The sequence below is a fragment of the Bacillus sp. GZB genome, assembly GCF_001975995.1.
GTDB lineage: Bacteria > Bacillota > Bacilli > Bacillales > Bacillaceae > Bacillus > Bacillus velezensis.
This window is the reverse complement of sequence record NZ_MTQG01000016.1, coordinates 275,698-301,509: the sequence shown is the minus strand read 5'-3', so window position 1 is coordinate 301,509 and position 25,812 is coordinate 275,698. Positions and strand designations below refer to the sequence as shown.

Sequence of the window (25,812 nt, the reverse complement as noted above, 5' to 3'; positions counted from 1 at the left end):
TGAATAGGAGGAAAGTCATGTTTTTTTGTAAGTATTGCGGCCGACAGAACAACGAAGAGGCGCATTTCTGTAAAGAATGCGGAAAACCGATCGGGAAAGGAAGCCGGCTTGAACGGCAGGCGGCTGTAAGAGCGGCTGAACCTGCTTCACAAATGAGAAAGCCGATCCCTAAAAAAACGCTCTTCATATGGGGCGGCATAGCCGCAGCGCTGATCTTATTGATTGCCGCATATAAAACCGGAGCCTGGCTGACATCTGAAAAAAGGCTCACGGATCAATTCGAACAGGCGGTTCATGACGGGGACACGAAAAAGCTCGCAGCCCTGCTCACTCCTTCAGACAAAAAACTGAAGCTGAATGAGACCAATGTCAAACCGCTCCTTGCATACGCAAAGAAACACGATGAACTGCTGGCAACGCTTCGCGGCAATTCATCAGAAAAAGATGCGGTATACGTCAAAAAAGAGGGTAAAACCCTTCTATTGTTTGACCATTACGAACTGAAAGTCGATCCGGTTTATTTCCGCGTCACCAGCAATTATAAAGGCGCCGATCTTTATATCAACAGCGAGAAAACAGGGACGGTCAAAAAAGCCGATGAAACCCAAATCTTCGGCCCGTATGCACCCGGTGTCTACACGGCGGAAGCCAAGCTTAAAAATGACACGGTTGACGTTGTCAAAAAGCAAGAGGCAGAGGCGGCCGGCAGCCGGAATGTTGATTTTGACCTGCCGTTAGACGCCGAGGATGTGACGTTCACTCCGGCAGACAGCTTCAAAAACGCGAAAGGCGATCTGCTGATAAACGGCAAGTCCGTCCATAAAGATCCGTTTAAATCCGTTACATACGGTCCGCTCTTAACTGACGGTTCCATGACAGCCGCCGTGGAGGCTGATTTTCCTTGGGGAAAAATGAAAACTGCCGATGTTCCGATCAACAGTACTGATGTGGACTTAACGCTTATCCCGGATCAAGATACACAACAAACAATCATGGACACGATTGTCAAAACAACGAAGCAGTATACAAAAGCGATGGCAGACGGAAATACCGATCAGATGACCGAGGCTGGTTCCGCCTGGAAAGAGCAGACGAAAGAAGTGGTATCCGGCATGAAGAGTTCCGGCACCTTTTTGAAAGATCAGTATAAAGAGACAAGCTTTGATCTGGATTCATTTGCGATTTCTCAAGAGAACGGCCGCTGGCAAGCAACTGTTACGGGTAAAGAGCTTCATGAGTCTGCTTATTTCGACGGGAATACGAAGCCTGATATGGAAGAGGCTGAGCCGAGCTTTCATTATGTACTCTCATATGATACAAAACATAAAAAATGGGTTTTCGAAAAAGCTGACCCTGCCTCAGATTCTTCTGGGACCAATGTAAAAAAAATAAAAAACGACCAGCCGAAAACCTATACATCCGCATGGGCATCTTCCAAAGGAAATACAGCTTCAGGCAGCGTGACAAACGAGCAAGTCACATCGTTTATGACTGATTACCTGACAAATCAATCAAGCGCCGTCAGCCTTAACAATTTTGCCATCATGGCGGGCAATTTAGAAGAGGGAAGCCCTTTGTATGCTGATCAGCAGAAACTGGTCAAAAAACTGTACAGCGAGGGGACGACTGAAGTATTTAATAAAGTGAATGTCAAAAGCTTTTCACAGAAAGGCTCTCATCTGACGATTCATACGTACGAGGAGTTTTATATTACGAAAGCCGGCGGCAGTCCGAAGCTCAGAACATACAATTGGACGTATGGCGGCGTTGTCAAAGACGGAAGAATTTATTTAACATCCATTCAATAAAAAAAACCCCGCGCCAATCAGGCGGCGGGGTTTCCGTTTTTAAAAGAAGAAATAATTCATGAGTTCTTTCATATAATGCTTGATCGTGAATTGAAACGTTACGCAAATGATCAAATAGATGACGATAACAGAATAAATGATATCCGCTTTAGCCGTGAGCTGATGCTGATAGCTCGCCAGCATGAGCGGAGGCACGGCAAACGCCGCTCCTAAAAGACCGACAGCCAGAATGGTAAAGCAAACGGTTGTATGAAGCAGCATAAAAATGAGGGCAAGAAGCAAAATAGCTGTAAACGGAATCAAAAATGCTCCGAATCTGGACAGCGAATCTTTAAATGACACCTGCGCGCCGCCGGCCTTCAAAGCGATAAAAATCAAGAGATACAGGCAGAATACGCATAATGCAAAGGTAAGCGCCGGTTTGATCACAACCGCGGTAAAACTGACATCACGAAAGCCGTCTGATAAGAGAATATAAAACATAATCGGCGTCACCAGGCAGAAAAGCACCATGTTGATGATGCTGCTGACAAGCTGTTCGCCGCCTGTCGTTTTACATGTTTGATACGGTCTCTTTAACACATCAAGCACGAATAAGGCAAATTGCTTTGAAGCCTGTTTAGCCGCGGCGCCGGCCTGAGCGGCCTGACCCTGTGTTTGGCCTGCGCCTCCCTGCCCGGGCTGGGGCGCACCGCACTTTTCACAAAATTTTCCGCCATCAGTATGATGGCCGCATTGAGAACAATACATTCTAAAACTCCTTTTACAAGTAATATAGGGATTTTGTTCAATATTTACATTATAAAAGAAAATAGGACGGATGTAACGGAGTTTTCTAAAGATATATAAATCACCTTCTCTATGAAATGATAATAGAGAAAAAGTACCCAATATGGTAGAATTTTATTGGAGCTGACAGATATCATGTCTCTCGGCGCATTGATTCAGAGTGAAAAAGGAAATTAACGCATGCTAAAAAAATTGAAAATGCTTTATCGGCTGTTGAAATTCGGAAAAGGCTTATGGAGATAGCAAACAGAAAAAACCGTCCTTACAAGGACGGTTTTTTCTGTTTGCCGGATCGTCCGGCTGAGGTTATAAAAAGCAGACCCCGGGGTAAAAATCATGCATAAGAAACAGCGGAGAACAAAACATAACTCAATAATGGCAAGTCATAAGGAGGTACGCATGTTTTCATTCATCATTCATGTCTTCATTTCACTGTTTGCAGTCTCCAATCCCATCGGAAACGTGCCGATTTTTCTTTCACTGACAGAGGGCTACCCGGAGAAAGAACGGACAGCGATCGCACGCAAGGCTTCCGTGCTGTCGTTTATCATCTTGGCGGCTTTTTTAATCTTCGGCCATCTGATCTTTAAACTGTTTGACATTAACATTCATGCCTTGCGTATCGCGGGCGGCATTTTTATTTTCGGCATCGCTTATAATCTTCTGAACGCGAAGAAATCTCATGTACAGTCTCTCCATCATGAAGAGAAAGGGGAGAGCAAGGAGAAAGCCGATATATCCGTGACGCCTTTGTCGATTCCGATTATTGCCGGTCCCGGTACGATTGCGACGGTGATGAGTCTGTCGGCCGGCCATGGCGGCATCATCCATTACATCAGCGTGCTTATCGGCATTGCAGCCGTCATCGCGATGACGTTCATCTTCTTTCACTATTCATCTTTCATCAGCAATAAGCTCGGGAAAACCGAAATGAACGTCATTACCCGACTGATGGGGCTGATCTTGGCGGTGGTGGCGATCGGCATGATCGGCGCCGGTCTGAAAGGCATGTTCCCGATATTGGTTTCCTGACTTAAAAAAGCAGCGCCCGGTTATCTTCGGGTGCTGCTTTTTTCTATTTTCGGCACATGCTGAAACACTTCTTCACTCTCAAAAAATTCTATCAAACGGCTCAGCCAGTCATAATAATGGAGCCAATCCGTCAGTTCATCCAAAAGCTGACGGGCTTTTTCTTCAATATCGGGACTGAGATTTTCCGATTCCAGAAGCTCAGTCAGCTCGCGGTTCAGCTTTTTATAGAGCATTTTGTTTTTGCTGACCGCCTTTGTCCAATTTGCCGTAAACAGGGAGATAAACGTCTGGTAATAATCACGCTCCACGTCGTAAAGGTCTTTGCGAACGCCTTTTTCAAACACTTTTTCCGCCAGATTGGCATCAGTCATTTCACGGACCACCTGGCTCATCCTCGTTTTGCTCATCCCGGTCGCCTCTGACAGCTCATTTAACGTCATCGGCTTGCGGTTCATATAAATAATACCGAGCACACGACCAAGTGTGGCCGGCATTCCGAATGTATGCATATTCTCGGCGATTCTCTCAATGAGATGCTCTTCAGCATGCCCGATGATATCAAGAGCGTTTTTTTCCACGGCTGATCATCCCTTCACTGGCTTTTCATGCTGACAATATATCATATTTTTTACAGTTGATGAAAAAGATGATGCGGCAGGATATGCGAGCTATCGGGAGCGATTGTAAGAACATCCGCATTGTCAGCGGGATAACATGAAAAAATACGTATATTGTATATAATTTCAACACATTGTAAACTTTTTATTTTACAAATTTCATCTTATAATAAAGATTATACTTTTCAGAAAAATAACGGAACCCTTCGGAGGTGCACGGATTGCTGAGATTAGAAAATGTATCGAAAGTCTATAAAGGCGGAAAAAAAGCTGTCAGCAGCATTGATTTAAATATCGAAAAAGGCGAGTTTATTTGTTTTATCGGGCCGAGCGGCTGCGGAAAAACGACGACGATGAAAATGATTAACAGACTGATTGAGCCGTCATCCGGAAAGATTTTTATCGATGGCGAAAACATTATGGAGCAGGACCCGGTGGAGCTGAGACGGAAAATCGGCTACGTCATTCAGCAGATCGGACTTTTCCCTCATATGACCATTCAGCAGAACATTTCTCTCGTGCCGAAACTGCTGAAATGGCCGGAACAAAAGCGGAAGGAACGGGCGCGGGAGCTTTTGAAGCTCGTCGATATGGGCCCGGAATATTTAGACCGCTATCCTCACGAGCTGAGCGGGGGACAGCAGCAGAGAATCGGCGTGCTGCGCGCCCTTGCAGCGGAACCGCCTCTTATTCTTATGGATGAACCGTTCGGAGCGCTTGACCCGATTACACGGGATTCCCTTCAGGAAGAATTCAAAAAACTGCAAAGAACATTGAATAAAACGATTGTGTTTGTAACCCATGATATGGATGAAGCGATTAAGCTGGCTGACCGGATCGTCATTTTAAAAGCGGGAGAGATCGTTCAGGCCGGCACTCCTGATGACATTCTCCGGAATCCGGCTAATGAGTTTGTCGAAGAATTTATCGGCAAAGAACGGTTATTGCAATCAAGACCGGACATTGAGCGCGTCGAGCAGATGATGAACAAAAAGCCTGTCACCGTTACGGCGGACAAAACGCTTTCGCAGGCGATCCAGGTGATGCGGGAGCACCGTGTCGATTCCTTGCTTGTCGTTGATGACCTGAATGTGCTGCAAGGGTATGTCGATGTCGAGATCATTGATCAGAACCGGAAAAAAGCGAGCCTCGTCGGCGACGTGCTCCGCTCTGATCTGTATACGGTCGAGCAGGGGACACTGCTGCGTGATACCGTACGCAAAATTTTAAAGCGCGGAATGAAATATGTACCCGTCGTTGATGAACAAAGGCATTTAGTCGGAATTGTCACGCGAGCGAGCCTTGTCGACATCGTTTACGATTCAATCTGGGGCGAGGAAGACCAGCTGGTGACAGGCTGACAAGGGGAGGAACGCTTACAATGAATGAAATGATCAAGTTTTTGCAGACGAACGGCGGAGAACTGTTATATAAAACGTGGGAGCATTTATACATTTCGATCATCGCCGTCATATTAGGAATTGTCGTCGCCGTTCCGCTCGGAGTGGCGCTGACGAGAATGAAAAAGGGCGCAGGCGCCGTCATCGGTGCCGTCAACATTGTGCAGACCTTGCCGAGTCTCGCGATACTGGCGTTTTTTATCCCGCTGTTAGGCGTGGGAAAGGTGCCCGCGATCGTCGCACTGTTTTTCTATTCGGTGCTGCCGATTCTCCGAAACACGTATACCGGCATTCAAGGCGTAAACAAAAATCTGCTGGAATCGGGAAAAGGCATCGGGATGACGGTATGGGAGCAGATCAGGCTTGTGGAACTGCCGCTTGCGGTTCCGGTGATCATGGCGGGCATCCGCACATCCACCATTTATCTGATCGGCTGGGCGACGCTTGCTTCCTTTATCGGGGGCGGCGGGCTCGGAGACTATATTTTTATCGGCCTGAATCTCTATCAGCCTGAATATATTATTGGCGGCGCCGTGCCCGTCACCATTTTAGCCATTATCATTGATTATCTGCTGGCGGCGACGGAACGGAAGGTGACGCCGAAAGGGCTGAAAGGACTGAAGGAAGTATCATAAGGAGTTGGCTGTTTTGAAAAGAAACCAAAAGAGATGGATGTGCGCACTGGCGCTGTCGGCTGCTCTGCTTCTGGGCGGCTGTTCCCTTCCCGGCCTGAGCGGGGCTTCCGATGATACGATTAAAATCGGGGCGCAAAGCATGACGGAATCAGAAATTATCGCCAATATGATTGCACAGATGATTGAGCACAATACAGACTTGAATACGGCATTAATTAAAAACCTCGGATCGAACTATGTCCAGCAGCAGGCGATGCTCGGCGGTGAAATCGATATCGCCGCGACGCGCTACTCGGGAACGGATTTAACGAGCACCCTCGGCATGGAAGCGGAAAAAGACCCGAAAAAAGCATTATCTATCGTCCAGAAGGAATTTGAGAAACGCTTCCATTACAAATGGTTTGATTCTTACGGATTTGAGAACACATACGCTTTTACCGTCACGAAAGAGCTTGCGGAAAAAGACCATTTAGACAAAGTATCCGATATTAAGAAGTATGCGGATCAATTTAAGCTCGGTGTAGACAATGCGTGGCTGAAAAGAAAAGGCGACGGCTATAAGGGCTTCACCGACACGTACGGCTATGAATTCGGCACAACCTATCCGATGCAGATCGGACTTGTATACGATGCCGTGAAAAACGGGAAAATGGACGCCGTCCTCGCTTATTCAACGGACGGACGGATTAAAGCGTACGATCTGAAAATTTTAAAAGACGACAAGCAGTTTTTCCCGCCGTATGACTGTTCGCCGGTCATTCCCGACAGCGTGCTGAAGCAGCATCCTGAACTGAAGGGCATTGTGAATAAACTGATCGGCAAAATCGATACGGAAACGATGCAGGAATTGAATTACGAGGTGGACGGCAAGCTGAAAGAACCGTCCGTCGTCGCTAAAGAATTTCTGGAGAAACATCATTATTTTGAATAAGAAATGAGGTGGGGCAAATGGAAGTGCTGCAGCAGCTCGGCACTTATTATTCTCAAAACGGCGTCTATGTGCTTCAGGAGTTTTACCGCCATTTTCTCATGTCGGTATACGGCGTTTTATTTGCGGCGATCGTTGGGATTCCGCTCGGCATCTTCATTGCCAGATACAGAACATTAAGCGGCTGGATATTCGCGGTGACAAACGTGATTCAGACCGTGCCGGCGCTTGCGATGCTTGCGGTGCTGATGCTCGTCATGGGGCTCGGCGCCAATACGGTGATTTTGTCGCTGTTTTTATATTCGCTTCTTCCGATCATCCGGAATACGTACACCGGAATCGCCAGCATTGAACATGCTTATCTTGAATCGGGAAAAGCGATGGGCATGACCAAATTTCAGGTGCTCCGCATGGTGGAGCTGCCGCTTGCGCTTTCCGTCATCATGGCGGGGCTGCGGACGGCCCTCGTTATCGCGATCGGCATTACGGCAATCGGAACGTTTGTCGGCGCGGGCGGACTCGGTGACATCATTGTCAGGGGCTCAAACGCCACGAACGGAACCGCGATTATTTTAGCCGGCGCCATCCCGACAGCGCTGATGGCCGTTATCGCAGATCTTGTGATGGCATGGCTGGAGCGGGCGCTGAGTCCGGTGAGAAAGAAAAAACGAACCAAAGCGCCGAATGCGGCATGAAAAAAAAACGCCTTGCGGGTCAGGGCGTTTTTTTCTTATGGCTTCGGAACATGCTTGAAAATTTCTTCGCTTTCAAAAAACTCGATCAGACGGCTGATCCAGTTGTAGTAATCAAGCCAATCCTTTAATTCTTTCAGCAGTTCGTTGATTTTTTCCTCAGCTTCTTCCGGCACGCCGTTTTCAAGGACGGCCGTCAGTTCGCGGTTCAGTTTTTTATGCATCATCTTATTTTTGCTGACGACCTTGCTCCATGTGGCCGTAAACAGCGTAATAAAGGTTTGGTAATAATCCTGCTCGACGTCGTATAAATCTTTGCGGACGCCTTTTTCAAACACTTTTTCCGCCAGATTGACGTCAAGCATTTCACGGACCGCCTGGCTCATTCTCGTTTTGCTCATGCCGGTCGCTTCTGATAATTCAGTTAAGGTCATCGGCTTGCGGTTCATATAAATAATGCCTAAAATGCGCCCCACCGTCGCCGGCATTCCGAATGTATGCATATTTTCAGCGATTCGTTCTATCAAATGATCTTCAGCTTGTTCGATTACGTGTAACGGATCTTTCTCCAACAGTTTCAATCCTTTCAGTCAGCAATTCCGATGTCAATATACCACATTTTTAAACCGGCGGAAATGCTCTTCCGAGAGAATTTGGCAGTAATTCGGAGCAATAAGAAGAACTTTGCCGGTCAATACGGGTAAATCAGTGCTTACACAACCTTTATATATAATATGGACAAATTGTAAACTTTTTAATTTACAAAGTTTAATTTATAATGGGAAACGTTCAATTATCTGAAAAGTTAAATTTGAATTTAACGATTTGAACAAATTTAATATCGGAGGTGTGAGTGTTTGCTGACATTAGAAAATGTCTCGAAAACGTATAAAGGCGGGAAAAAAGCCGTCAACAGCATCAGCCTGAATATCGCCAAAGGCGAATTTATTTGTTTTATCGGACCGAGCGGCTGCGGCAAAACGACGACGATGAAAATGATCAACCGCTTAATTGAACCGACAGAAGGCAGAATCCTGATAGAGGGCCGAAACATTATGGAACAAGACCCGGTGGAACTCAGAAGAAGCATCGGCTATGTCATCCAGCAGATCGGGCTGTTTCCGCATATGACCATTCAGCAGAACATTACGCTCGTTCCGAAGCTTTTAAAGCATTCTGCCGAAAAACGGAAGGAACGGGCGCGCGAGCTTTTAAAGCTCGTTGATATGGGGCCTGAATATTTAGACCGTTACCCTCATGAACTGAGCGGAGGACAGCAGCAGCGAATAGGTGTATTACGGGCACTTGCCGCAGAGCCGCCGCTTATCTTAATGGATGAACCGTTCGGGGCGCTTGACCCGATTACGAGAGATTCCCTTCAGGAAGAATTTAAAAAACTGCAAAAAACCTTACATAAAACCATCGTATTTGTTACCCATGATATGGACGAAGCCATCAAGCTTGCAGACAGAATCGTCATTCTGAAAGCGGGAGAAATCGTCCAGGCCGGAACGCCTGATGAGATTCTCAGATTTCCGGCGAATGAATTTGTTGAGGAGTTTATCGGCAAGGAACGGCTGATTCAATCATCCAGCCCTGATATTGAACGGGTGGAGCAGATCATGAATCCCGATCCCGTGACGGTAACACCTGAGAAAACACTGTCAGCCGCCATTCAGCTGATGCATGCCGAGCGGGTGGATTCGCTGCTCGTCATTGATGAAAAGAACGTTCTCCAAGGTTATGTCGATGTGGAGATGATTGACCGCAAACGAAGACAAGCGGTAACTGTCGCGGAAGTGCTTGAACGGGATCTGTACACGGTCAGAAGCGGCACTCTGCTTCGCGACGCCGTCCATAAAATTTTAAAAAGAGGCATGAAATTTGTGCCGGTCCTTGATGAGGACGGCCGGCTAACGGGAATCGTGACAAGGGCAAGCCTCGTTGACATCGTCTATGACTCCATCTGGGGAGAAGAGAATCAGCTCGCGGTGATGTCATGAGGAGGCTTCAATTGATATGAATCAGACCGTGCAATTTTTACAGGCAAATGGAGGAGAGATGCTTTATAAAACATGGGAGCATCTGTACATCTCATTAATCGCCGTCATGGCGGGCATTCTCGCCGCCGTTCCGCTCGGCGTCCTGCTGACGAGGATGAAAAGAGGAGCCGGCGCCGTCATCGGCATCGTCAACATCATTCAAACCTTGCCGAGCCTTGCCATTCTTGCGTTTTTTATTCCGCTTTTAGGCGTAGGAAAGGTCCCGGCCGTTGCGGCGCTGTTTTTCTATTCCATGCTGCCGATTCTCAGAAACACGTATACGGGGATTCTCGGCGTCAATCGGCACCTTCTGGAATCGGGAAAAGGAATCGGCATGACGGCATGGGAGCAGATCAGGCTTGTAGAGCTCCCGCTTGCCGCCCCGGTCATCATGGCGGGCATCAGGACGTCTTCGATTTATTTAATCGGCTGGGCGACGCTCGCCTCCTTTATCGGCGGAGGCGGGCTGGGAGATTACATTTTTATCGGCTTGAACCTTTATCAGCCGGAGTATATTATCGCAGGCGCCGTTCCGGTCACGATGCTGGCGGCCGCCGTCGATTACATGCTGGGGATGACAGAACGGAAAGTCACGCCTGACGGGCTGAAAAGCATAAAGGACGCTTCATAAGGAGGAGGTCTCTCATGGGGAATAGATGCAAAAAACGGCTGCTCGCATTCGCCTGTCTCGGCATGCTGCTCCTTGGCGGCTGTTCGCTTCCGGGATTGAGCGCCGCGTCGGAGGATACCATCAAAATCGGGGCGCAAAGCATGACCGAATCAGAAATCATCGCGAGCATGCTCGGACAGATGATTGAACATCACAGCGATTTGAAAACATCCGTTATTAAAAATCTCGGCTCCAATGCCGTACAGCAGCAATCCTTGATAAACGGTGATATTGATATCGCCGCGACGCGCTATACGGGGGACGCGCTGACGGGCACGCTTCGTATGGAGCCGGAAAAAGACCCTGATAAAGCTTTGCGGCTCGTTCAGCGTGAATTTAAGAACAGATATGATATGAAATGGTTTGATTCTTACGGCTTTGATAATACATACGTCTTTACCGTTTCCGGACAGCTTGCCCGCAAGTACCATTTAAAATCTGTATCCGATGTCAAAAAAGAGGCGTCTCATCTGAAATTCGGCGTTGATAACTATTGGATGAAGCTCAGAGGCAACGGATATCAGGATTTTATGAACACATACGGAATGTCATTTGAAGGTACGTATCCGATGCAGATCGGCCTCGTTTACGACGCGCTGAAAAGCAGGAAGATGGATATCGCGCTCGCTTATTCCACCGACGGAAGAATCATTGCTTACGGACTGAAAACACTGAAGGATGATAAGCGGTTCTTTCCTCCGTACGACTGTTCACCCGTCGTTCCGAAACGTGTATTAAACGAGCATCCCGAGCTGGAAGGCGTGATCAATCAAATGATCGGCGCGATTGATACAAAGATGATGCAGAAAATGAATTACGAAGTCGACGGCCAATTAAAAGAGCCGTCCGTCGTGGCAAAGGAATTTTTAGAAAAGCATCATTACTTTGAATAACGGAAAGGAGATATGCGGATGGACACGCTGAAAGAGCTGTTTACGTATTACGCTCAAAACGGCAGCTATGTTCTGTATGAGTGCTGGCGGCATTTTCTCATGTCGGCGTACGGCGTCGTTTTCGCCGCCGTTTTCGCCATTCCGGCCGGCATTGTGACAGCGAGGCACGGGCGTCTTTCAAGCTGGGTGTTTGCTGTGGCGAACGTGATTCAAACCGTTCCGGCGCTGGCGATGCTCGCCGTCCTGATGCTTGTCATGGGACTTGGCGCCAATACGGTCATCACGGCTTTGTTTCTGTATTCACTGCTGCCGATTCTAAGGAATACGCACACGGGCATTATCAATATTGAGCACGCTTATCTTGAGTCGGGAAAAGCGATGGGCATGACGAAATATCAAGTGCTTCGCATGGTGGAGCTGCCGCTTGCGCTTTCCGTCATTATGGCGGGTCTCCGAACGGCGCTCGTCATTGCGATCGGCATCACGGCAATCGGCACCTTCGTCGGCGCAGGCGGCCTCGGGGATATGATCGTCAGAGGCTCGAATGCGACAAACGGAACCGCCATTATTCTTTCGGGCGCCATTCCGACCGCACTGATGGCGGTAGCCGCAGACCTGCTGATGGCGTGGCTGGAACGAGCCCTCAGCCCTGTGAAAAAACAAAAAAGAAAGCTGATCGTACGCTCAGCCTCATGAAAAAAAGCATTCTTCCGCGTGAAGGATGCTTTTTTTGATTTCTTGATTAAATTTTGATAACTGCGCTGTAAAGTCTTACATATCAAATAACAAAGCAGAGGGGTAATCATATGAGCAACATCATAGAAACGAGACAGCTGCAAAAATCATTCGGCAGACAACAGGCAGTGGCTGATGTGTCTCTATCGGTTAAACGCAACAGTATATACGGCCTGCTCGGTCCGAACGGCGCGGGAAAATCGACGACTCTCAAAATATTGACCGGCATGCTGCAGCAAACATCCGGCGAGGTTCTGTTCGACGGACATACATGGAAGCGCGAAGATTTGAAAAGCATCGGTTCCCTGATTGAAGCACCGCCGCTTTACAGCAACCTGACAGCCGCTGAAAATCTGAAAGTCCGCTGCGTGATGCTCGGGCTGCCTGATTCAAGAATTGCGGAAGTGCTGGAAATCACGGGATTAACGGGAACCGGAAAAAAGCGCGCCGGACAATTTTCCATGGGAATGAAACAGCGTCTCGGCATCGCGTTGGCATTATTAAACCGTCCGTCGCTCTTAATTCTTGATGAGCCGACAAACGGATTGGACCCGATGGGGATTCAGGATTTGCGGGAATTTATCCGCTCCCTGCCCGGACAGGGAATGACGGTTATTTTATCAAGCCACCTGTTATCAGAAGTCGAGCAGATCGCAAACCATATCGGAATCATCAGTGACGGTGTTTTGGGATATCAGGGAGAAATCAGCCGGGAAGACGATCTGGAGCGGCTGTTTCTGGAGGTTGTCAAATCAACACGCGAGAAAGCGGGGAATGGGAAATGATTCAGTACATGCAGGCGGAACACCTTACATCTAAAAGAACATTTATCAGAAAGCTGATCATTCTTATCCCGCTTCTGAACACGGCTTTTTCTTTTCTGCTGAATGCCGCCTATTTTATGACGGGCACGTTCAATTGGTGGGCGGTTATTTTCATGCCGCTCATGATTGCTCTAATGTGCGGTTTATCTGTTAAAAAAGAGAAAAAATCTGCGAATGACCGCGCGGTGTACTCATTGCCGGCAGATTTAAAAAGCATATGGCTCTCAAAAATAAGCTTGATCGCGCTGTATTCACTCCTGTCGCAAATCGTCTTTTTCATCATCATGTTTTTACTTGGCCTTGTATTTCCGGCAATTGCTGCGCTGCAGCTGAAAGGCGTTGAAGCAGGCTTCCTTTTATGGCTGACGACGCTTTGGGAAATTCCATTGTGCTTATGGATTGCCAGGCAGTTCGGATTTACGGCAGTCATTCTCGTGAATATGATCGCCGCCTTTGTTTTAGGCATTGTGCCGGCATCCGGCTCATTGTGGTGGCTGAGTCCGTGGAGCTGGTCAGTCCGAATGATGTCACCGATTCTCGGGATCCACCCGAACGGAATTCCGCTTCCCGCAAACAGCGGCTTATTAAACGGAAACGTGATCATTCCGGCTATTATTCTTTCTATCCTTTCTTTTATCGCAATAAGTTTGATTTCCGCAGTGTCTTTTTCAAAAGGGGGAAACCGGTCATGACCGTGCTTTTACGATATATGTGGGCCGATGTATTAAAAATGAAGCGCACGCCGCTCATATGGATGCATGCTGCGGCCCCGGTTTTATGCGCGGGATTTTTCCTGTTGTATATGTATGGAAGGGTTCAGGAGCCTTATATGCTGTACAGTGTGTTTTTCAGCGCGATTGCTGTTTTATACCCTCTAATCATCAGTATTGTCTGCGGCATGTCTGCCTCCGTCGAGGAACAGGCGGGCCATTTTCAGATGATGCTGGCGGTTCCGCATTCGAAAATCGTCAGTTTTGCGGGCAAGCTGCTTCTTCTGCTGCTCTTGAATGTGTTATCGATAGGTCTTGCCATCTGTCTTTATTTGGCGGGGATGAAATTTGTTCTTCACATCAATGACCTCCCGTATCTTCTCTTTTTAAAAGGAGGGGCGTGGCTGATTGCCGGCAGTATTCCGCTTTATATGATTTCTTTTTTTGTCGGCATACAGTACGGCATGGGACCGTCCGGGCTTTTAGGGGGAGCGGGTTTATTAATGGCGGCGCTGATGAATACGGGATTGGGCGATGTCATCTGGCGTTTTTTCCCGTGGGCATGGAGCGTGCGGCTGTCGGGCCTTGCAGGACTGCTGCATTTTGACAAAGTCAAAAAAGAGTTCCTCCCTTATGTAAGATACGATATGAGATTCGGAGAAATAATGTTATATTTTTCTATAGTGATATTATGTCTGGCCGGCCTCTATTGGTGCAGAAGATGGGAAGGGCGGCGTTCATATGAATAAAGGCAAGGAGCGATTCGGCCGGTGGCAAACATTTTAGCAATTGATGATGAAAAAGATATTCTCGTTCTGATCAGAAACATTTTACAGCGTGATCAGCATACAGTAACGATTCTCGAAAAAGCGGAAGATCAGTCATTGGATTTTTTTCAAGGCTACGATTTGATTCTTCTTGATGTCATGATGCCCGGAACGGACGGGATTGAACTCTGCCGGCGGATTCGGCCGCTGGTGGACAGCCCGATCCTGTTTTTAACGGCAAAGTCTGACGAAGAATCCATTGTGAAAGGCCTCATGACAGGCGCTGATGATTACATCACAAAGCCGTTCGGCGTACAGGAATTGATGGCAAGGGTAAACGCGCATGTCAGAAGGGAACGGCGGGAAAAGCATCAGACGAAACGGCTGATATCAGGCTTCATGTTTGATTTTGACAATAAAGAAGTATGGATGGATGACCGGAAACTGCCTCTTACGAAAAACGAATATAAAATCGTTGAATTTCTGGCACAGCATAAAAACAGAACATTCTCACGGGAGCAGATTTACGAGGAAGTGTACGGCTTGGACGGCGATGCGCTCTATTCAACCATTACGGAGTTTATCAGAACCATCCGGAAAAAATGTAAAGAACACGGGGCTGATCCGATCAAAACGGTGTGGGGTGTCGGATACAAATGGGAATAGCAAAAGGAAAATCCAGCATCCGCAAAGAGCTTGTCAAATTTACCATCACTTTGTGTCTGAGCACGATGGGGGTGGCGGCATTATGCGTCGCCTTAAATGCCATTGCCATGAATGCCGGAGCGATCCTGCCCGCAAACTACAGCGAGCATGAGGCGGAACAGATCAAACCCCGCCTGAAATCAGCGGAAAAGATAACAGAAGACATGATCCCCGCAGGTATGACATACGCCGTTTTTGATAAAAAAACAAAGCGGATGACAAAAGGAACGATGACGGAACAAGATGCGGCCAACGCCAGAAAAAAGATTCAGCATCAGCCGTATTTTAATTATGCTCAAAAAGGATTCATGGTGATAAATCGGAAAGATGAATACGGCGTTCTCCAATATTCACTCAGGTCGGAATTTCAGTCGCCGCTGTTAAGGCGCTATCTGCCGAATTATGAATGGACGGGTCTTACGATTCTGATCACTTTGCTTCTTTTGACCGTTTTTATCGTGACGACGCGTTTCGCCAATCAGCTGAGACGGCATTTCAGCACACTCAGCTCCATTACGGCAAGCATTCAAAAACAGAATTTAAATATCAATCCAAAAAGGTCGCGTATAAAAGAATTTGACGATGTCATTGACTCTCTGCTGAAAATGAAAGACGCGCTTCAGGCATCTCTGGCGGCGCAGTGGGAGGCGGAGCGGATAAAGAAAGAACAGATCGGCGCGCTTGCGCATGATATTAAAATTCCGGCAACGATCATTAAAGGAAATGCCGAGCTGCTTCAGTTAACAGAGCCTGATGAGGAGCAGGCGGAATATGCGCAGTATATCCTGGATGCCGGAAACAAAATTGAGCATTATGTCGGACAGCTGATCCAGCTTTCCAAAGCGGAGGAGGCAGTTGCCGTTCATCTGGAATATACCGATCTCAAAGAGTGGGCTCAAAACATATATCGTGACGCAGCGGCGCTTGCGGGGCCGAAACAGATTGATCTCGTCCTCAGTGAGCGGGGCATTGACCGAAAAGAAGCGCCGATCGATCATGAGCTGCTCCACAGGGCGGTCATGAATATCGCGGCAAATGCCGTCGACTATACGCCGGAAGGAGGGGAAATCCGTGTGGACGTCCTGTGCACCGATTCCGCCCTCCAGCTTGCCGTATCCGACAGCGGAAGCGGGTTCTCGCCGGAAGCGCTGAAAAGAGCGACACAGCTTTTTTACACGGAGGATAAAAGCAGACATTCGGCGGGGCATCACGGCATGGGGCTTACATTCGCCCATCACGTCGTACATCTTCATCACGGCGAATTAATACTTGAAAATCAGGAGTCTGGAGGAGCCCGGGCGGAGATTCGAATTCCGCTGGAAGGCGTCAGACAAAAACAAGCCCTGCACGCCTGAGGGCTTGTTTTTCTGTTTAAGAAAAAGCAAAAATAAAAACGGCTGTCCGTTTGAGAGATCAGCCGCTTATGCGGAAAAGAGTTTATCAGGAAGGATCAATCCATGTTGAAGACCACTTGGAAATTTCCTCTAAAATAGGGGCTAATGCGCAGCCTTTTTCCGTTAAAGAATACTCAATGCGGACAGGCGTTTCGGGGATAACATCCCGTTTGATGACACCTTCTGTTTCAAGTTCTTTCAGACGTTCTGACAAGACTCTTCCGCTTAAATTCGGAAGCGCCGCTTCAATTTCGCTAAATCGCTGCTGTCCGTTCAATAACTGAAAGACGATTAGAGCCACCCAGCGTTTACTTAGGATGTCGACCGCTTTTTCGAATCTGGGGCACATTTCTGATTGGTTCATGCTTTTTCACCTCGTCTTCTGCTATTATACCGCAAAATCGGAGGGAACGTACGTCTGGCGCTTGTTAAGTTGAGGAGAGGATCAAAAAGAGGATGAGGAATCCGGGGAGCGTTTTTTCGCTTCAGCCGCGATAAAATCAAAGTATTTGCTGACGCTTTCAATATCTTCTTTTGTGAAATGCTGCCACTTTTTGCTGTCAAACAGCGGCAGATGCTCCGCGCCTCTGTCAACGGCGGTCTGATAGATGGCGCAGATGGATTGATAGCTTTCGGAGGTTTCGCGGATTTCCTCCTGAAATGCCTTGATGTGTCCGGCCCGCGCCATTAACTCCTCATACGGAATTTTTAATGTGTCCGCCAATTTTCTGATGGTCGCGGGTTTAGGAATGCCGCGGTGCCCGTTTTCAATTCTGGAAATCGTCGCCGAGCTGACGCCGGAATAGACGGCAAGCTGATTGACGGTAAGCTTCCGGGCGCGGCGCAGCTCTCTTAATTGCTTTCCGAATGTGTTCAATAAGATCGCCTCACATGTGCAAAGTCATGAGTCTTCGTTTGTTCTTTTTTTGGCTTCCGCCGATAAGAACGCAAAGTATTTATCAAGCAGAACCAAGTCTTCTTTCGACAGGTGCCGCCAGTTCTCCCGCTTCAATAGGGATAAATCATGCAGCTCATACGTTTCGGCTTTTTCCAGCAAGGTGCAGCCCGTGTCGTACGGGGCTCTCGTTTCCTGGACGGTCTCTATGTATCCCGCCGTCTGCATCAGTTCCTCATACGGGATTTTTAACGCATCTGCGAGCTTTTTAATGGTTGCAGGTTTCGGCACCCCGCGTTTGCCGTTTTCAATCCGCGAGATTCCCGCGGCGCTGACGCCTGAATACGTTGCCAGCTGGTTCACTGTCAGATGCCTTTTTTCCCGCAATGTCCGCAATTGTTTCCCGAAGCTTTCCACAGTCTCTCCCCCTCCCGCGGTCTATTTATATTCTAGTATGTTTATTGACTAAAGGGAATAGCCGGGCTGGAAAAGTATTGACAAAAGTTAACAAAAGCCGTATCTTATGTATAAGAAAGAAAGTATTTGACAGAACGGAAGGTGAAGAAAGTGGTCGAAAAGATACAGATCAGAAGAGATTATGTGCTGCAGTATATGGTCAATAATGACTACTCGTTAAACCAGCTCGCCCTGGAGATCGGAATATCTCCCGCCACACTGAGCCGTGTACTGAATGGAGAGCGGAGGCCGGGCCAGCTGGTCATCGGAAAAATGCTCTATTACTTTGACATGAAATTTGAAGATCTTTTTTACTACGACTTTGTTGACAAAAGTCAATGATGATGGAAGATTCAAACGCATTTCCGTTTTTCTGACATGATGTGCACCGATACGGCGTGACATGCCTTTGTTTTTCATGTAAAATAGAAGCAATGTAGGCCAGTCAGTCTGGAGGTGTATGGGATGCACACATTATTGATTACCTTATTGGTTATCGTCAGTATTGCACTTATTATTGTCGTATTGCTTCAAACCAGCAAAAGCGCCGGTTTATCGGGTGCAATTTCAGGCGGGGCGGAGCAGCTTTTCGGAAAACAGAAAGCAAGGGGCCTTGATCTGATTCTTCACCGCACAACCGTTGTGCTGGCAGTCTTGTTTTTCGTGTTGACGATTTCGCTAGCGTATATCGTATAAGGCAATGTTTGTATAAGGTCTGATTTAATATCAGGCCTTTTTCTTGTTGAGAGACGGCGTTTGTTTCTCGCAAAACTGTGGAAAACTAAATTGAATGTGCAAAAAAGGGGTTATGAGCATGAAAATTGTGACACCAAAACCATTTACATTTAAAGGCGGAGACAAAGCGGTGCTTCTGCTGCACGGATTTACGGGAAATACGGCAGACGTCAGAATGCTCGGCCGCTACTTGAATGAGCGCGGCTACACTTGTCACGCGCCTCAATATAAAGGGCACGGCGTTCCGCCGGAAGAGCTGGTACATACGGGGCCTGAAGATTGGTGGAAAGACGTCATGGACGGTTATGAATATTTACGGTCTGAAGGCTATGAAAACATTGCGGCCTGCGGACTGTCGCTTGGCGGGGTTTTTTCATTGAAATTGGGTTACACTGTACCCATAAAGGGAATTGTTCCTATGTGTGCGCCGATGCACATTAAAAGTGAAGAGGTTATGTACGAAGGAGTTCTCTCCTACGCGCGCAATTATAAAAAATTCGAAGGAAAACAGCCGGAGCAGATTGAAAAGGAAATGAAGGAGTTTGAAAAAACACCGATGAATACGCTCAAATCGCTTCAGGAGCTGATTGCCGATGTGCGCAAAAACGTCGACATGATCTATTCCCCGACATTTGTGGTTCAGGCACGGCATGACCATATGATCAATACAGAAAGTGCGAACATCATTTACAACGAGGTGGAAACGGACGACAAACAGCTGAAATGGTATGAAGAATCAGGCCATGTCATTACGCTCGATAAAGAACGGGACCTCGTTCATCAGGATGTGTACGAATTTTTAGAGAAACTCGATTGGTAACAAACAGGAGGTCGAATAATGGAAAAAGAAGCGTTTATGGACCGTCTTCTCGCGTTTATGAAGGAAGAGGCGTACAAGCCCCTTACCGTTCAGGAACTCGAGGAGATGCTGAACATCACGGAAGCAGATGAATTTAAAGAGCTGGTAAAAGCGCTGGTGGCGCTCGAGGAGACGGGACAGATCGTCCGCACCAGAAGCAACCGCTACGGACTTCCGGAAAAAATGAATTTAGTAAAAGGAAAAATTTCCGCGCATGCGAAAGGATTCGCGTTTCTATTGCCGGAGGATACCTCTTTAAGCGATGTGTTTATTCCGCCGAATGAGCTGAATACGGCCATGAACGGCGATATCGTCATGGTGCGGCTCAATTCCCAGTCAAGCGGATCGAGACAGGAAGGCACGGTCATCCGCATCTTGGAAAGAAGCATCGACCGCGTCGTGGGCACATACACAGAAACGAAAAGCTTCGGCTTTGTCATCCCGGATGATAAGAAAATCACGAGTGATATTTTTATTCCGAAACATGCCAATAACGGCGCTGCGGAAGGCCATAAAGTCGTCGTCAAACTGACAAGCTACCCTGAAGGCAGAATGAACGCCGAAGGAGAAATCGTTGAAATACTCGGCCATAAAAATGATCCGGGCATCGATATTTTATCCATCATCCATAAGCACGGCCTGCCGGGAGATTTTCCGGCTGAAGTGATGGAGCAGGCAACAAGCACGCCCGATACCATCGATGAAAAAGACATCAAAGACCGCCGTGATCTCCGCGATCAGGTCATTGTCACCATTGACGGCGCCGATGCGAAGGATCTGGATGACGCCGTCACTGTAACAAAGCTTGATAACGGCAGCTACAAGCTCGGCGTTCATATTGCCGACGTCAGCCATTACGTCACGGAGAATTCCCCGATTGACAAAGAAGCGCTGGAAAGAGGGACAAGCGTGTACTTGGTTGACCGGGTCATTCCGATGATTCCGCACAGACTGTCTAACGGAATCTGTTCTTTAAATCCGAAGGTCGACCGGCTGACGCTTTCCTGCGAAATGACAATCAACCAGCAGGGACAGGTGACAGAGCACGAGATCTTCCAAAGCGTCATCAAAACGACGGAAAGAATGACCTATTCAGATGTCAACCGGATCCTCACAGAAGACGACGCCGAGCTGAAAGAAAGATATGAGCCGCTCGTCCCGATGTTTAAAGACATGGAACGTCTGGCGGAAATTCTCCGGGCGAAACGGATGGACCGCGGCGCCGTGGATTTTGATTTCAAAGAGGCGAAGGTGCTCGTCGATGAGGAAGGCGCCGTTAAAGACGTCGTCATCAGAGAGCGCTCAGTAGCGGAAAAGCTGATTGAAGAATTCATGCTTGTGGCAAACGAAACGGTGGCCGAGCACTTCCATTGGATGAACGTGCCGTTTATTTACCGGATTCACGAAGAGCCGAACGCCGAAAAACTGCAAAAGTTCTTGGAGTTCGTCACGACATTCGGTTATATCGTCAAAGGAAAAGCCGGAGACATTCATCCGCGCGCGCTGCAAAGCATTCTTGACGAAGTGCGGGACCGTCCGGAAGAAACGGTGATTTCAACCGTCATGCTCCGTTCCATGAAGCAGGCGAAATACGACCCGCAAAGCCTGGGCCATTTCGGGCTGGCGACTGAATTTTATACGCACTTCACATCGCCGATCCGCCGCTATCCTGACTTAATCGTTCACAGGCTGATCAGAACGTATTTGATCAACGGACAATCGGACGAAGCGACTCAAGAAAAGTGGGCCGAACGCCTTCCGGAAATCGCTGATCATACGTCAACGATGGAACGTCGCGCCGTTGATGCAGAGCGGGAAACGGACGATCTGAAAAAAGCCGAATATATGCTTGATAAAATCGGCGAGGAATTTGACGGCATGATCAGTTCCGTCACGAATTTCGGAATGTTTGTCGAGCTGCCGAATACGATTGAAGGGCTTGTGCACGTCAGCTTTATGACGGATGATTATTACCGTTTTGACGAGCAGCATTTCGCCATGATCGGTGAACGCACGGGCAACGTTTACCGCATCGGAGACGAAATCACGGTCAAAGTCGTCGACGTCAATAAAGATGAGAGAAACATCGACTTTGAAATTGTCGGCATGAAAGGCACCCGCCGTCCGAGAGAAACGACAGGCGACCGCAGAAAACGAGGCAGACCGGCGCGGAAACGCGTGTTAAACAGCAATACCCCGGCTTCACCGCCGAAATCGGAGGAAAAAGGGGAATGGTTTACAAAACCGAAGAAGAAAAAGAAAAAACGCGGTTTCCAAAACGCGCCGAAACAAAAACGCAAAAAGAAGAAGTAAATGCGAAAAGCAAATGGGGCAAAATGCTCTGTTTGCTTTCTTTCGCAAGCCGCATTTTCATTGTCGCGGAACGCTCCTTTTGCTAAAATAAAGCGTATCGCACACATGAACGGTTTTTGCGGAGAGAGGAGGATAAGGCATGCCAAAAGGATCAGGCAAAGTATTATCGCAAAACAAAAAAGCAAACCATGATTACTTTATAGAAGAAACCTATGAAACAGGCATCGTGCTGCAGGGAACAGAGATTAAGTCCATCCGCGCCGGCCGCGTAAACATGAAGGATTCCTTTGCGAAAATCGAGCGCGGCGAAGTGTTCCTCCACAACATGCACATCAGCCCGTACGAGCAGGGAAACCGCTATAACCACGACCCGCTCCGGACGAGAAAGCTTTTGATGCACCGGAAAGAAATCAATAAGCTGATCGGCCTGACGAAAGAGAAAGGCTATTCCCTCGTGCCGCTGAAGCTGTATTTGAAAAACGGCTTCGCCAAAGTGTTAATCGGCCTCGGAAAAGGGAAGAAAACATACGATAAACGCGAAGATTTAAAACGAAAAGACGCCAAAAGAGAAATCGAAAGAGCGTTCAGAGACAGACAAAAAGGCTTCTGATGCATGAGCCTTGATGTGATGACTGCCCTATGCTATACTATTCACACATCAGATTCACAGGCTGTTTATTGAAGACATTCCCAATTGAATTTGTCTGTGATCATGATATAATAACAGTACAGCCAGTTGAGCAAGAGCTTGATAGATCTCCCGTATACCCTTAACAAGGGGACGTTACGGATTCGACAGGGATGGATCGAGCTTGAGCTGCGAGCCGAGAGGCGATCTCGTTAACACGCACCTAAATATAACTGGCAAAACTAAAAGTTTTAACCAAAACTTAGCACTAGCTGCCTAATAAACGCAGCGAGCTCTTCCTGACATTGCCTATGTGTCCGTGAAGAGCACATCCAAGTAGGCTACGCTTGCGTTCCCGTCTGAGAACGTAAGAAGAGACTGACAGACTAGCTCTCGGAAGGCCCGCCCGCAGGCACGAAGACGAGTGAAACACGAAATATGCAGGCTACGCTCGTAGACGCTTAAGTAATCGATGTTTCTGGACGTGGGTTCGACTCCCACCGTCTCCATACATAACAGAGGAACCGCAGTGCCGTCACATGACGCACTGCGGTTTTTTCATGCCGAAAAAAAGGAGTGAATGTAAATGGAAATCGCCATCATAGACGGAAAAGATGTTACCAGCACAGAAGCTTTACACCGAATCTTAAAAGATCAATTAGATTTCCCGGACTTTTATGGCGAAAATCTGAATGCCTTATGGGATTGTCTGACAGGCTGGATCGAATTTCCGCTGACTTTGGTGTGGAAGAATTTTGAGGCCAGTCAAAAGGCATTGGGTTCGGATGCTGATGATGTCTTGGAGCTGTTTCAAGAGGCTCAAGAAGAGTTAGGGAATCGGTTTGTCATTCAAATCGATCAGCCGTCAGCCGGGACAACGGACAGGCACTAAAAAGTGCGTATTTTTCCTCATCCATTTTTCTATCCGATAATAGGGACGGAAGGTTTCAGGCTTTCGATTTCTGTCCATATATAAGAAGAGACTTGCGATAGGGAGGAATGGATGATGGATTTGCAGTTGAAAGGGAAGACGGCGCTTGTGACGGGATCTACGTCAGGCATCGGGAAGGTTCAACAATGGACGATAACAGAGTGGCAACACTTTTTAAAAATTTCTTTGTTCATAAGCTCAACCTTTTCCTTTGTGGCAGAGGGATAGAGGTGACTACATGATTAACGCTTTCACCACATTTTTATGTCCTAGCCTCTGAGCAATGACAAGAGGATTGCATCTTTTATGAATCAAATATGATGCGTGAGAGCGTCTAAATTCATGAATAAGGATTCTTTTGACACCAGACAGCTTTAAATATTTCTCGTATCGTCTATCTATTGTACTTGTTGCGATACTTTATAAAAAAATATTAAACTTTATATTTATGTTTTTTAACTTGTGCTATCTTTTTAGCGTTTTTTTATACCTTTTTAATAACTAAAATAAATTTCACCGCCTCAATAATAACTCAGAACCGCAGTGCCTGCATATGACAGCGCTGCGGTTTTTTTCGTGTACCTTCCCTTCTAATTAGATAAATAATCCTCATACTTCTTACCTTATAATTAGTAAATTAATTAAATGAAAGTAAAAACTTTATAATTACAAGTTTTTATAGGTTGAAAAAACTATATTTTGGTGATATAACTGTTAAGTTAAATTGTTGAAAAAAATATATATAAAGGAAAGGTGGAGTGTACTTTACTCAACTTATAAATTTAACTTTTATTTTTGATAATAGAAACTGGAGGACATTTTTGTGAAAAAAATCTTAATTGCTATTCTAATTATTTTCATGTTTTCAATGATTAATTTACCGAATTACATAAAGCCTGAAAAAGCAATTGCTGCTTCAAATGAAATGAACAAGAAGGATCTTACTGATTTAGACAAAGCATTAAATACGCTTTTAAAGCTTCAGGAAGAGTATCACAAATTAGATAAGTCTAAACAAACAAAATGGGTAGAAACAAAAAAGAAAGCAGTCAAAAAAATTATTGATAATGAAATTAAAAATGCAAAAAAATTAATAAGAACTAAGGTTATCCCTGTAGTACAAAGAGCAGTAGATGATTATAAAATTCTTGTGCGGACTTTGAAGGAAATTGGTAACGATATTGATGAAATAGTTGCTGCATTAGATCAATGTAATAAAGCTATGGATGAAATTAATGTTATTCTTGATGGCGAAGTAAAAAATGTTAACGAAATGAATAAAGCCATGGACGGATGGGTTAAAAACCTTGATGACATGAATAAAATAGTAGATGAAATGAATAGGGACTTAGATGATATGCAAGGAGCCATGGATCAGTGTAATCGTGGTTATGATCAAATGAATCATGCACTTGTCGGCCTTAATAAAGCAACAGACGAGACGAATGCTAATCTTAAAGCTATTGAATCTAATATAAGGCAAATGACCAAATCAGTTGATCAGATTAATTCTGGAGTTTCGCAAGTATCCAAAAATATGAAACATGTGAATAATTCACTTGATAAGCTGGATAAAAACTTGGATGCTGTAGGTAAGACTAAAGTGAATTATAATTATCATTATTATTCTTCAGATGGTTTAACGACTACGAAATTAAATAAACTAAATAAAAAAACAAAGGAATTGGAGAATTCTCAAAAAAATATAAAGAAAATAGAAGTTAATATAGACAATATCTCTCATTATGATGCAGGTAACCTAAAAAATGCAAAAAGTATGTTCTCTGTTACTGCTGACCTCATTCCAATTTTATCGAATATTAAAGGTGGGAGTGAAGCCATATCAGGTAAAGACCTGATTACCCAAAATGACCTATCCGCTTTTGATAGAACAGTAGCCGCATTAAGTATAGTAGGGGGAGATTTAACTAAGCTTCCAGGAAAATTGGCGGGGACCGTATCAAAGGCTAACAAAACATCAAAATATGTTGAGAATAGTGTTAAAGCTAATAAAGTACTGAATAGCTTCAGTGAAGTTGCTGATTATGTTTCCAAACATGGTAAGTTGCCGAATAACTACATTACAAAAGCAGAAGCGAAAAAATTGGGGTGGAAAAATAAAAAGGGAAATTTAGCAGAGGTAGCACCAGGGAAAAGTATTGGTGGAGATATATTTGAGAACGAGGGCAACCGTTTGCCTGCAGCAAAAAATAGAGTATGGCATGAAGCAGATATCAATTATACTAAAGGGTATAGGGGAAGTGACAGGCTGCTTTATTCGAATGATGGTTTGATTTACAAAACAACAAATCATTATAAAACATTTCATAAAATAAAATAATAATGGAGGACTT

The 25,812-nt window shown here is 46.3% G+C and carries 30 protein-coding genes and 1 other RNA gene; 24 read left to right on the top strand and 7 right to left on the bottom strand.

Going from position 1 to position 25,812, the window contains the following annotated elements; genetic code table 11:
- The first annotated feature begins 17 nt into the window (after positions 1 to 17).
- The gene (locus BXO87_RS07325; protein WP_076851286.1) at positions 18 to 1,808 is read left to right on the top strand and encodes a zinc ribbon domain-containing protein; all 1,791 of its coding nucleotides are present in this window, start codon (positions 18 to 20) and stop codon (positions 1,806 to 1,808) included.
- Between the two features lie 39 nt (positions 1,809 to 1,847).
- Here the strand turns inward: BXO87_RS07325 and BXO87_RS07320 are convergent, their stop codons facing one another.
- A complete protein-coding gene (locus tag BXO87_RS07320) occupies positions 1,848 to 2,558 on the bottom strand; it encodes a hypothetical protein (protein WP_015387695.1) in 711 nt (236 codons plus the stop codon).
- A gap of 438 nt (positions 2,559 to 2,996) precedes the next feature.
- Between BXO87_RS07320 and BXO87_RS07315 the strand changes: the two genes are divergently transcribed.
- Positions 2,997 to 3,629 carry an NAAT family transporter gene (locus BXO87_RS07315; protein ID WP_003151647.1) on the top strand — a complete coding sequence of 211 codons (633 nt, stop codon included), beginning with the start codon at positions 2,997 to 2,999 and terminating at the stop codon, positions 3,627 to 3,629.
- A 20-nt stretch (positions 3,630 to 3,649) separates the two neighbouring features.
- Here the strand turns inward: BXO87_RS07315 and BXO87_RS07310 are convergent, their stop codons facing one another.
- Entirely contained in the window at positions 3,650 to 4,207 is a 558-nt protein-coding gene (locus BXO87_RS07310) for a GbsR/MarR family transcriptional regulator (protein ID WP_014418904.1), read from the bottom strand.
- 260 nt (positions 4,208 to 4,467) lie between these two features.
- Here BXO87_RS07310 and opuCA point away from each other — a divergent pair, with 260 nt between their 5' ends.
- From opuCA to opuCD, 4 genes are read left to right on the top strand one after another with little or no spacing between them, the layout of a single operon-like run.
- The gene (opuCA, locus tag BXO87_RS07305; RefSeq protein WP_062623563.1) at positions 4,468 to 5,607 is read left to right on the top strand and encodes an osmoprotectant ABC transporter ATP-binding protein OpuCA; all 1,140 of its coding nucleotides are present in this window, start codon (positions 4,468 to 4,470) and stop codon (positions 5,605 to 5,607) included.
- Between the two features lie 20 nt (positions 5,608 to 5,627).
- Positions 5,628 to 6,281: an ABC transporter permease gene (locus tag BXO87_RS07300; protein WP_003151654.1), complete on the top strand. Its 654-nt coding sequence runs from the start codon at positions 5,628 to 5,630 to the stop codon at positions 6,279 to 6,281.
- 37 nt (positions 6,282 to 6,318) lie between these two features.
- Positions 6,319 to 7,212 (top strand): osmoprotectant ABC transporter substrate-binding lipoprotein OpuCC, encoded by an 894-nt coding sequence (gene opuCC, locus BXO87_RS07295; RefSeq protein WP_102422576.1) that lies wholly within the window; start codon positions 6,319 to 6,321, stop codon positions 7,210 to 7,212.
- Between the two features lie 17 nt (positions 7,213 to 7,229).
- Positions 7,230 to 7,904, top strand: a complete 675-nt coding sequence (gene opuCD, locus BXO87_RS07290) for a glycine betaine/carnitine/choline/choline sulfate ABC transporter permease OpuCD (protein ID WP_017418896.1) — start codon at positions 7,230 to 7,232, stop codon at positions 7,902 to 7,904.
- Positions 7,905 to 7,939: 35 nt separating this feature from the next.
- On the opposite strand, the gene BXO87_RS07285 is transcribed toward opuCD, so the two are convergent.
- Complete coding sequence (locus tag BXO87_RS07285) at positions 7,940 to 8,473, bottom strand: GbsR/MarR family transcriptional regulator (RefSeq protein ID WP_003151660.1); 534 nt, start codon at positions 8,471 to 8,473, stop codon at positions 7,940 to 7,942.
- 285 nt (positions 8,474 to 8,758) lie between these two features.
- On the opposite strand from BXO87_RS07285, the gene BXO87_RS07280 reads away from it, so the two are divergent.
- The 9 genes from BXO87_RS07280 (at position 8,759) to BXO87_RS07240 (ending at position 16,602) form a co-directional block, all read left to right on the top strand.
- Positions 8,759 to 9,904: a betaine/proline/choline family ABC transporter ATP-binding protein gene (locus tag BXO87_RS07280; protein WP_076851285.1), complete on the top strand. Its 1,146-nt coding sequence runs from the start codon at positions 8,759 to 8,761 to the stop codon at positions 9,902 to 9,904.
- Positions 9,905 to 9,920: 16 nt separating this feature from the next.
- Positions 9,921 to 10,574, top strand: a complete 654-nt coding sequence (locus BXO87_RS07275) for an ABC transporter permease (protein WP_014305838.1) — start codon at positions 9,921 to 9,923, stop codon at positions 10,572 to 10,574.
- Positions 10,575 to 10,588: 14 nt separating this feature from the next.
- Positions 10,589 to 11,506, top strand: a complete 918-nt coding sequence (locus BXO87_RS07270; RefSeq protein WP_076851284.1) for an osmoprotectant ABC transporter substrate-binding protein — start codon at positions 10,589 to 10,591, stop codon at positions 11,504 to 11,506.
- Positions 11,507 to 11,524: 18 nt separating this feature from the next.
- Positions 11,525 to 12,202 (top strand): ABC transporter permease, encoded by a 678-nt coding sequence (locus tag BXO87_RS07265; RefSeq protein WP_045925945.1) that lies wholly within the window; start codon positions 11,525 to 11,527, stop codon positions 12,200 to 12,202.
- Positions 12,203 to 12,312: 110 nt separating this feature from the next.
- A complete protein-coding gene (locus tag BXO87_RS07260) occupies positions 12,313 to 13,026 on the top strand; it encodes a lantibiotic protection ABC transporter ATP-binding protein (RefSeq protein ID WP_076851283.1) in 714 nt (237 codons plus the stop codon).
- The gene (locus tag BXO87_RS07255; RefSeq protein WP_076851282.1) at positions 13,023 to 13,757 is read left to right on the top strand and encodes a lantibiotic immunity ABC transporter MutE/EpiE family permease subunit; all 735 of its coding nucleotides are present in this window, start codon (positions 13,023 to 13,025) and stop codon (positions 13,755 to 13,757) included. Before BXO87_RS07260 ends, BXO87_RS07255 begins: the two co-directional genes overlap by 4 nt.
- Positions 13,754 to 14,524, top strand: a complete 771-nt coding sequence (locus tag BXO87_RS07250) for a lantibiotic immunity ABC transporter MutG family permease subunit (RefSeq protein ID WP_076851281.1) — start codon at positions 13,754 to 13,756, stop codon at positions 14,522 to 14,524. The genes BXO87_RS07255 and BXO87_RS07250 overlap by 4 nt, the downstream gene beginning before the upstream one ends.
- A 21-nt stretch (positions 14,525 to 14,545) precedes the next feature.
- Positions 14,546 to 15,208: a response regulator transcription factor gene (locus tag BXO87_RS07245; RefSeq protein WP_003151668.1), complete on the top strand. Its 663-nt coding sequence runs from the start codon at positions 14,546 to 14,548 to the stop codon at positions 15,206 to 15,208.
- Positions 15,199 to 16,602 carry a sensor histidine kinase gene (locus BXO87_RS07240; protein ID WP_076851280.1) on the top strand — a complete coding sequence of 468 codons (1,404 nt, stop codon included), beginning with the start codon at positions 15,199 to 15,201 and terminating at the stop codon, positions 16,600 to 16,602. The genes BXO87_RS07245 and BXO87_RS07240 overlap by 10 nt, the downstream gene beginning before the upstream one ends.
- 85 nt (positions 16,603 to 16,687) lie before the next feature.
- Here BXO87_RS07240 and BXO87_RS07235 read toward each other — a convergent pair whose 3' ends face one another.
- The 3 genes from BXO87_RS07235 to rghR all read right to left on the bottom strand — a co-directional run bounded on the left by BXO87_RS07235 (position 16,688) and on the right by rghR (position 17,953).
- On the bottom strand, positions 16,688 to 17,005 hold the full coding sequence (locus tag BXO87_RS07235; RefSeq protein ID WP_003151672.1) for a winged helix-turn-helix transcriptional regulator: 318 nt from the start codon (positions 17,003 to 17,005) through the stop codon (positions 16,688 to 16,690).
- A gap of 81 nt (positions 17,006 to 17,086) precedes the next feature.
- Entirely contained in the window at positions 17,087 to 17,518 is a 432-nt protein-coding gene (locus BXO87_RS07230; RefSeq protein WP_003151674.1) for a helix-turn-helix domain-containing protein, read from the bottom strand.
- Between the two features lie 24 nt (positions 17,519 to 17,542).
- On the bottom strand, positions 17,543 to 17,953 hold the full coding sequence (gene rghR / locus BXO87_RS07225) for a transcriptional repressor RghR (protein ID WP_038459858.1): 411 nt from the start codon (positions 17,951 to 17,953) through the stop codon (positions 17,543 to 17,545).
- A gap of 195 nt (positions 17,954 to 18,148) precedes the next feature.
- Here rghR and BXO87_RS07220 point away from each other — a divergent pair, with 195 nt between their 5' ends.
- From BXO87_RS07220 to BXO87_RS20995, 8 genes are all read left to right on the top strand, one after another.
- Entirely contained in the window at positions 18,149 to 18,334 is a 186-nt protein-coding gene (locus BXO87_RS07220; protein ID WP_087920807.1) for a helix-turn-helix domain-containing protein, read from the top strand.
- A gap of 123 nt (positions 18,335 to 18,457) precedes the next feature.
- On the top strand, positions 18,458 to 18,688 hold the full coding sequence (gene secG, locus BXO87_RS07215; RefSeq protein ID WP_003151681.1) for a preprotein translocase subunit SecG: 231 nt from the start codon (positions 18,458 to 18,460) through the stop codon (positions 18,686 to 18,688).
- A gap of 118 nt (positions 18,689 to 18,806) precedes the next feature.
- Positions 18,807 to 19,547 (top strand): alpha/beta hydrolase, encoded by a 741-nt coding sequence (locus BXO87_RS07210; RefSeq protein ID WP_007409986.1) that lies wholly within the window; start codon positions 18,807 to 18,809, stop codon positions 19,545 to 19,547.
- A gap of 18 nt (positions 19,548 to 19,565) precedes the next feature.
- Positions 19,566 to 21,899, top strand: coding sequence for a ribonuclease R (rnr, locus tag BXO87_RS07205; protein WP_021494134.1), 2,334 nt, complete (start codon positions 19,566 to 19,568; stop codon positions 21,897 to 21,899).
- Between the two features lie 139 nt (positions 21,900 to 22,038).
- The gene (smpB, locus tag BXO87_RS07200) at positions 22,039 to 22,509 is read left to right on the top strand and encodes an SsrA-binding protein (protein ID WP_003151688.1); all 471 of its coding nucleotides are present in this window, start codon (positions 22,039 to 22,041) and stop codon (positions 22,507 to 22,509) included.
- A 167-nt stretch (positions 22,510 to 22,676) separates the two neighbouring features.
- Positions 22,677 to 23,039: a transfer-messenger RNA gene (gene ssrA / locus BXO87_RS07195) on the top strand.
- Between the two features lie 74 nt (positions 23,040 to 23,113).
- On the top strand, positions 23,114 to 23,419 hold the full coding sequence (locus tag BXO87_RS07190) for a barstar family protein (RefSeq protein WP_038459857.1): 306 nt from the start codon (positions 23,114 to 23,116) through the stop codon (positions 23,417 to 23,419).
- 114 nt (positions 23,420 to 23,533) lie between these two features.
- A complete protein-coding gene (locus BXO87_RS20995; RefSeq protein WP_236824406.1) occupies positions 23,534 to 23,686 on the top strand; it encodes a hypothetical protein in 153 nt (50 codons plus the stop codon).
- A 6-nt stretch (positions 23,687 to 23,692) separates the two neighbouring features.
- On the opposite strand, the gene BXO87_RS20990 is transcribed toward BXO87_RS20995, so the two are convergent.
- A complete protein-coding gene (locus BXO87_RS20990; RefSeq protein ID WP_228842217.1) occupies positions 23,693 to 23,812 on the bottom strand; it encodes a site-specific integrase in 120 nt (39 codons plus the stop codon).
- Between the two features lie 469 nt (positions 23,813 to 24,281).
- Here BXO87_RS20990 and BXO87_RS20705 point away from each other — a divergent pair, with 469 nt between their 5' ends.
- Complete coding sequence (locus BXO87_RS20705; protein ID WP_108654971.1) at positions 24,282 to 25,799, top strand: ribonuclease domain-containing protein; 1,518 nt, start codon at positions 24,282 to 24,284, stop codon at positions 25,797 to 25,799.
- Positions 25,800 to 25,812: the final 13 nt, after the last annotated feature.

Bases quoted from the DNA above. Each gene is read 5' to 3' on its own strand.
- BXO87_RS07325 (WP_076851286.1), top strand. From the start codon at position 18: ATGTTTTTTTGTAAGTATTGCGGCCGACAGAACAACGAAGAGGCGCAT.
- BXO87_RS07320 (WP_015387695.1), bottom strand. From the start codon at position 2,558: ATGTATTGTTCTCAATGCGGCCATCATACTGATGGCGGAAAATTTTGT.
- BXO87_RS07315 (WP_003151647.1), top strand. From the start codon at position 2,997: ATGTTTTCATTCATCATTCATGTCTTCATTTCACTGTTTGCAGTCTCC.
- BXO87_RS07300 (WP_003151654.1), top strand. From the start codon at position 5,628: ATGAATGAAATGATCAAGTTTTTGCAGACGAACGGCGGAGAACTGTTA.
- opuCC (WP_102422576.1), top strand. From the start codon at position 6,319: ATGTGCGCACTGGCGCTGTCGGCTGCTCTGCTTCTGGGCGGCTGTTCC.
- opuCD (WP_017418896.1), top strand. From the start codon at position 7,230: ATGGAAGTGCTGCAGCAGCTCGGCACTTATTATTCTCAAAACGGCGTC.
- BXO87_RS07275 (WP_014305838.1), top strand. From the start codon at position 9,921: ATGAATCAGACCGTGCAATTTTTACAGGCAAATGGAGGAGAGATGCTT.
- BXO87_RS07270 (WP_076851284.1), top strand. From the start codon at position 10,589: ATGGGGAATAGATGCAAAAAACGGCTGCTCGCATTCGCCTGTCTCGGC.
- BXO87_RS07265 (WP_045925945.1), top strand. From the start codon at position 11,525: ATGGACACGCTGAAAGAGCTGTTTACGTATTACGCTCAAAACGGCAGC.
- BXO87_RS07260 (WP_076851283.1), top strand. From the start codon at position 12,313: ATGAGCAACATCATAGAAACGAGACAGCTGCAAAAATCATTCGGCAGA.
- BXO87_RS07255 (WP_076851282.1), top strand. From the start codon at position 13,023: ATGATTCAGTACATGCAGGCGGAACACCTTACATCTAAAAGAACATTT.
- BXO87_RS07250 (WP_076851281.1), top strand. From the start codon at position 13,754: ATGACCGTGCTTTTACGATATATGTGGGCCGATGTATTAAAAATGAAG.
- BXO87_RS07240 (WP_076851280.1), top strand. From the start codon at position 15,199: ATGGGAATAGCAAAAGGAAAATCCAGCATCCGCAAAGAGCTTGTCAAA.
- BXO87_RS07235 (WP_003151672.1), bottom strand. From the start codon at position 17,005: ATGAACCAATCAGAAATGTGCCCCAGATTCGAAAAAGCGGTCGACATC.
- BXO87_RS07220 (WP_087920807.1), top strand. From the start codon at position 18,149: ATGGTCAATAATGACTACTCGTTAAACCAGCTCGCCCTGGAGATCGGA.
- secG (WP_003151681.1), top strand. From the start codon at position 18,458: ATGCACACATTATTGATTACCTTATTGGTTATCGTCAGTATTGCACTT.
- BXO87_RS07210 (WP_007409986.1), top strand. From the start codon at position 18,807: ATGAAAATTGTGACACCAAAACCATTTACATTTAAAGGCGGAGACAAA.
- rnr (WP_021494134.1), top strand. From the start codon at position 19,566: ATGGAAAAAGAAGCGTTTATGGACCGTCTTCTCGCGTTTATGAAGGAA.
- smpB (WP_003151688.1), top strand. From the start codon at position 22,039: ATGCCAAAAGGATCAGGCAAAGTATTATCGCAAAACAAAAAAGCAAAC.
- BXO87_RS07190 (WP_038459857.1), top strand. From the start codon at position 23,114: ATGGAAATCGCCATCATAGACGGAAAAGATGTTACCAGCACAGAAGCT.
- BXO87_RS20995 (WP_236824406.1), top strand. From the start codon at position 23,534: ATGGATTTGCAGTTGAAAGGGAAGACGGCGCTTGTGACGGGATCTACG.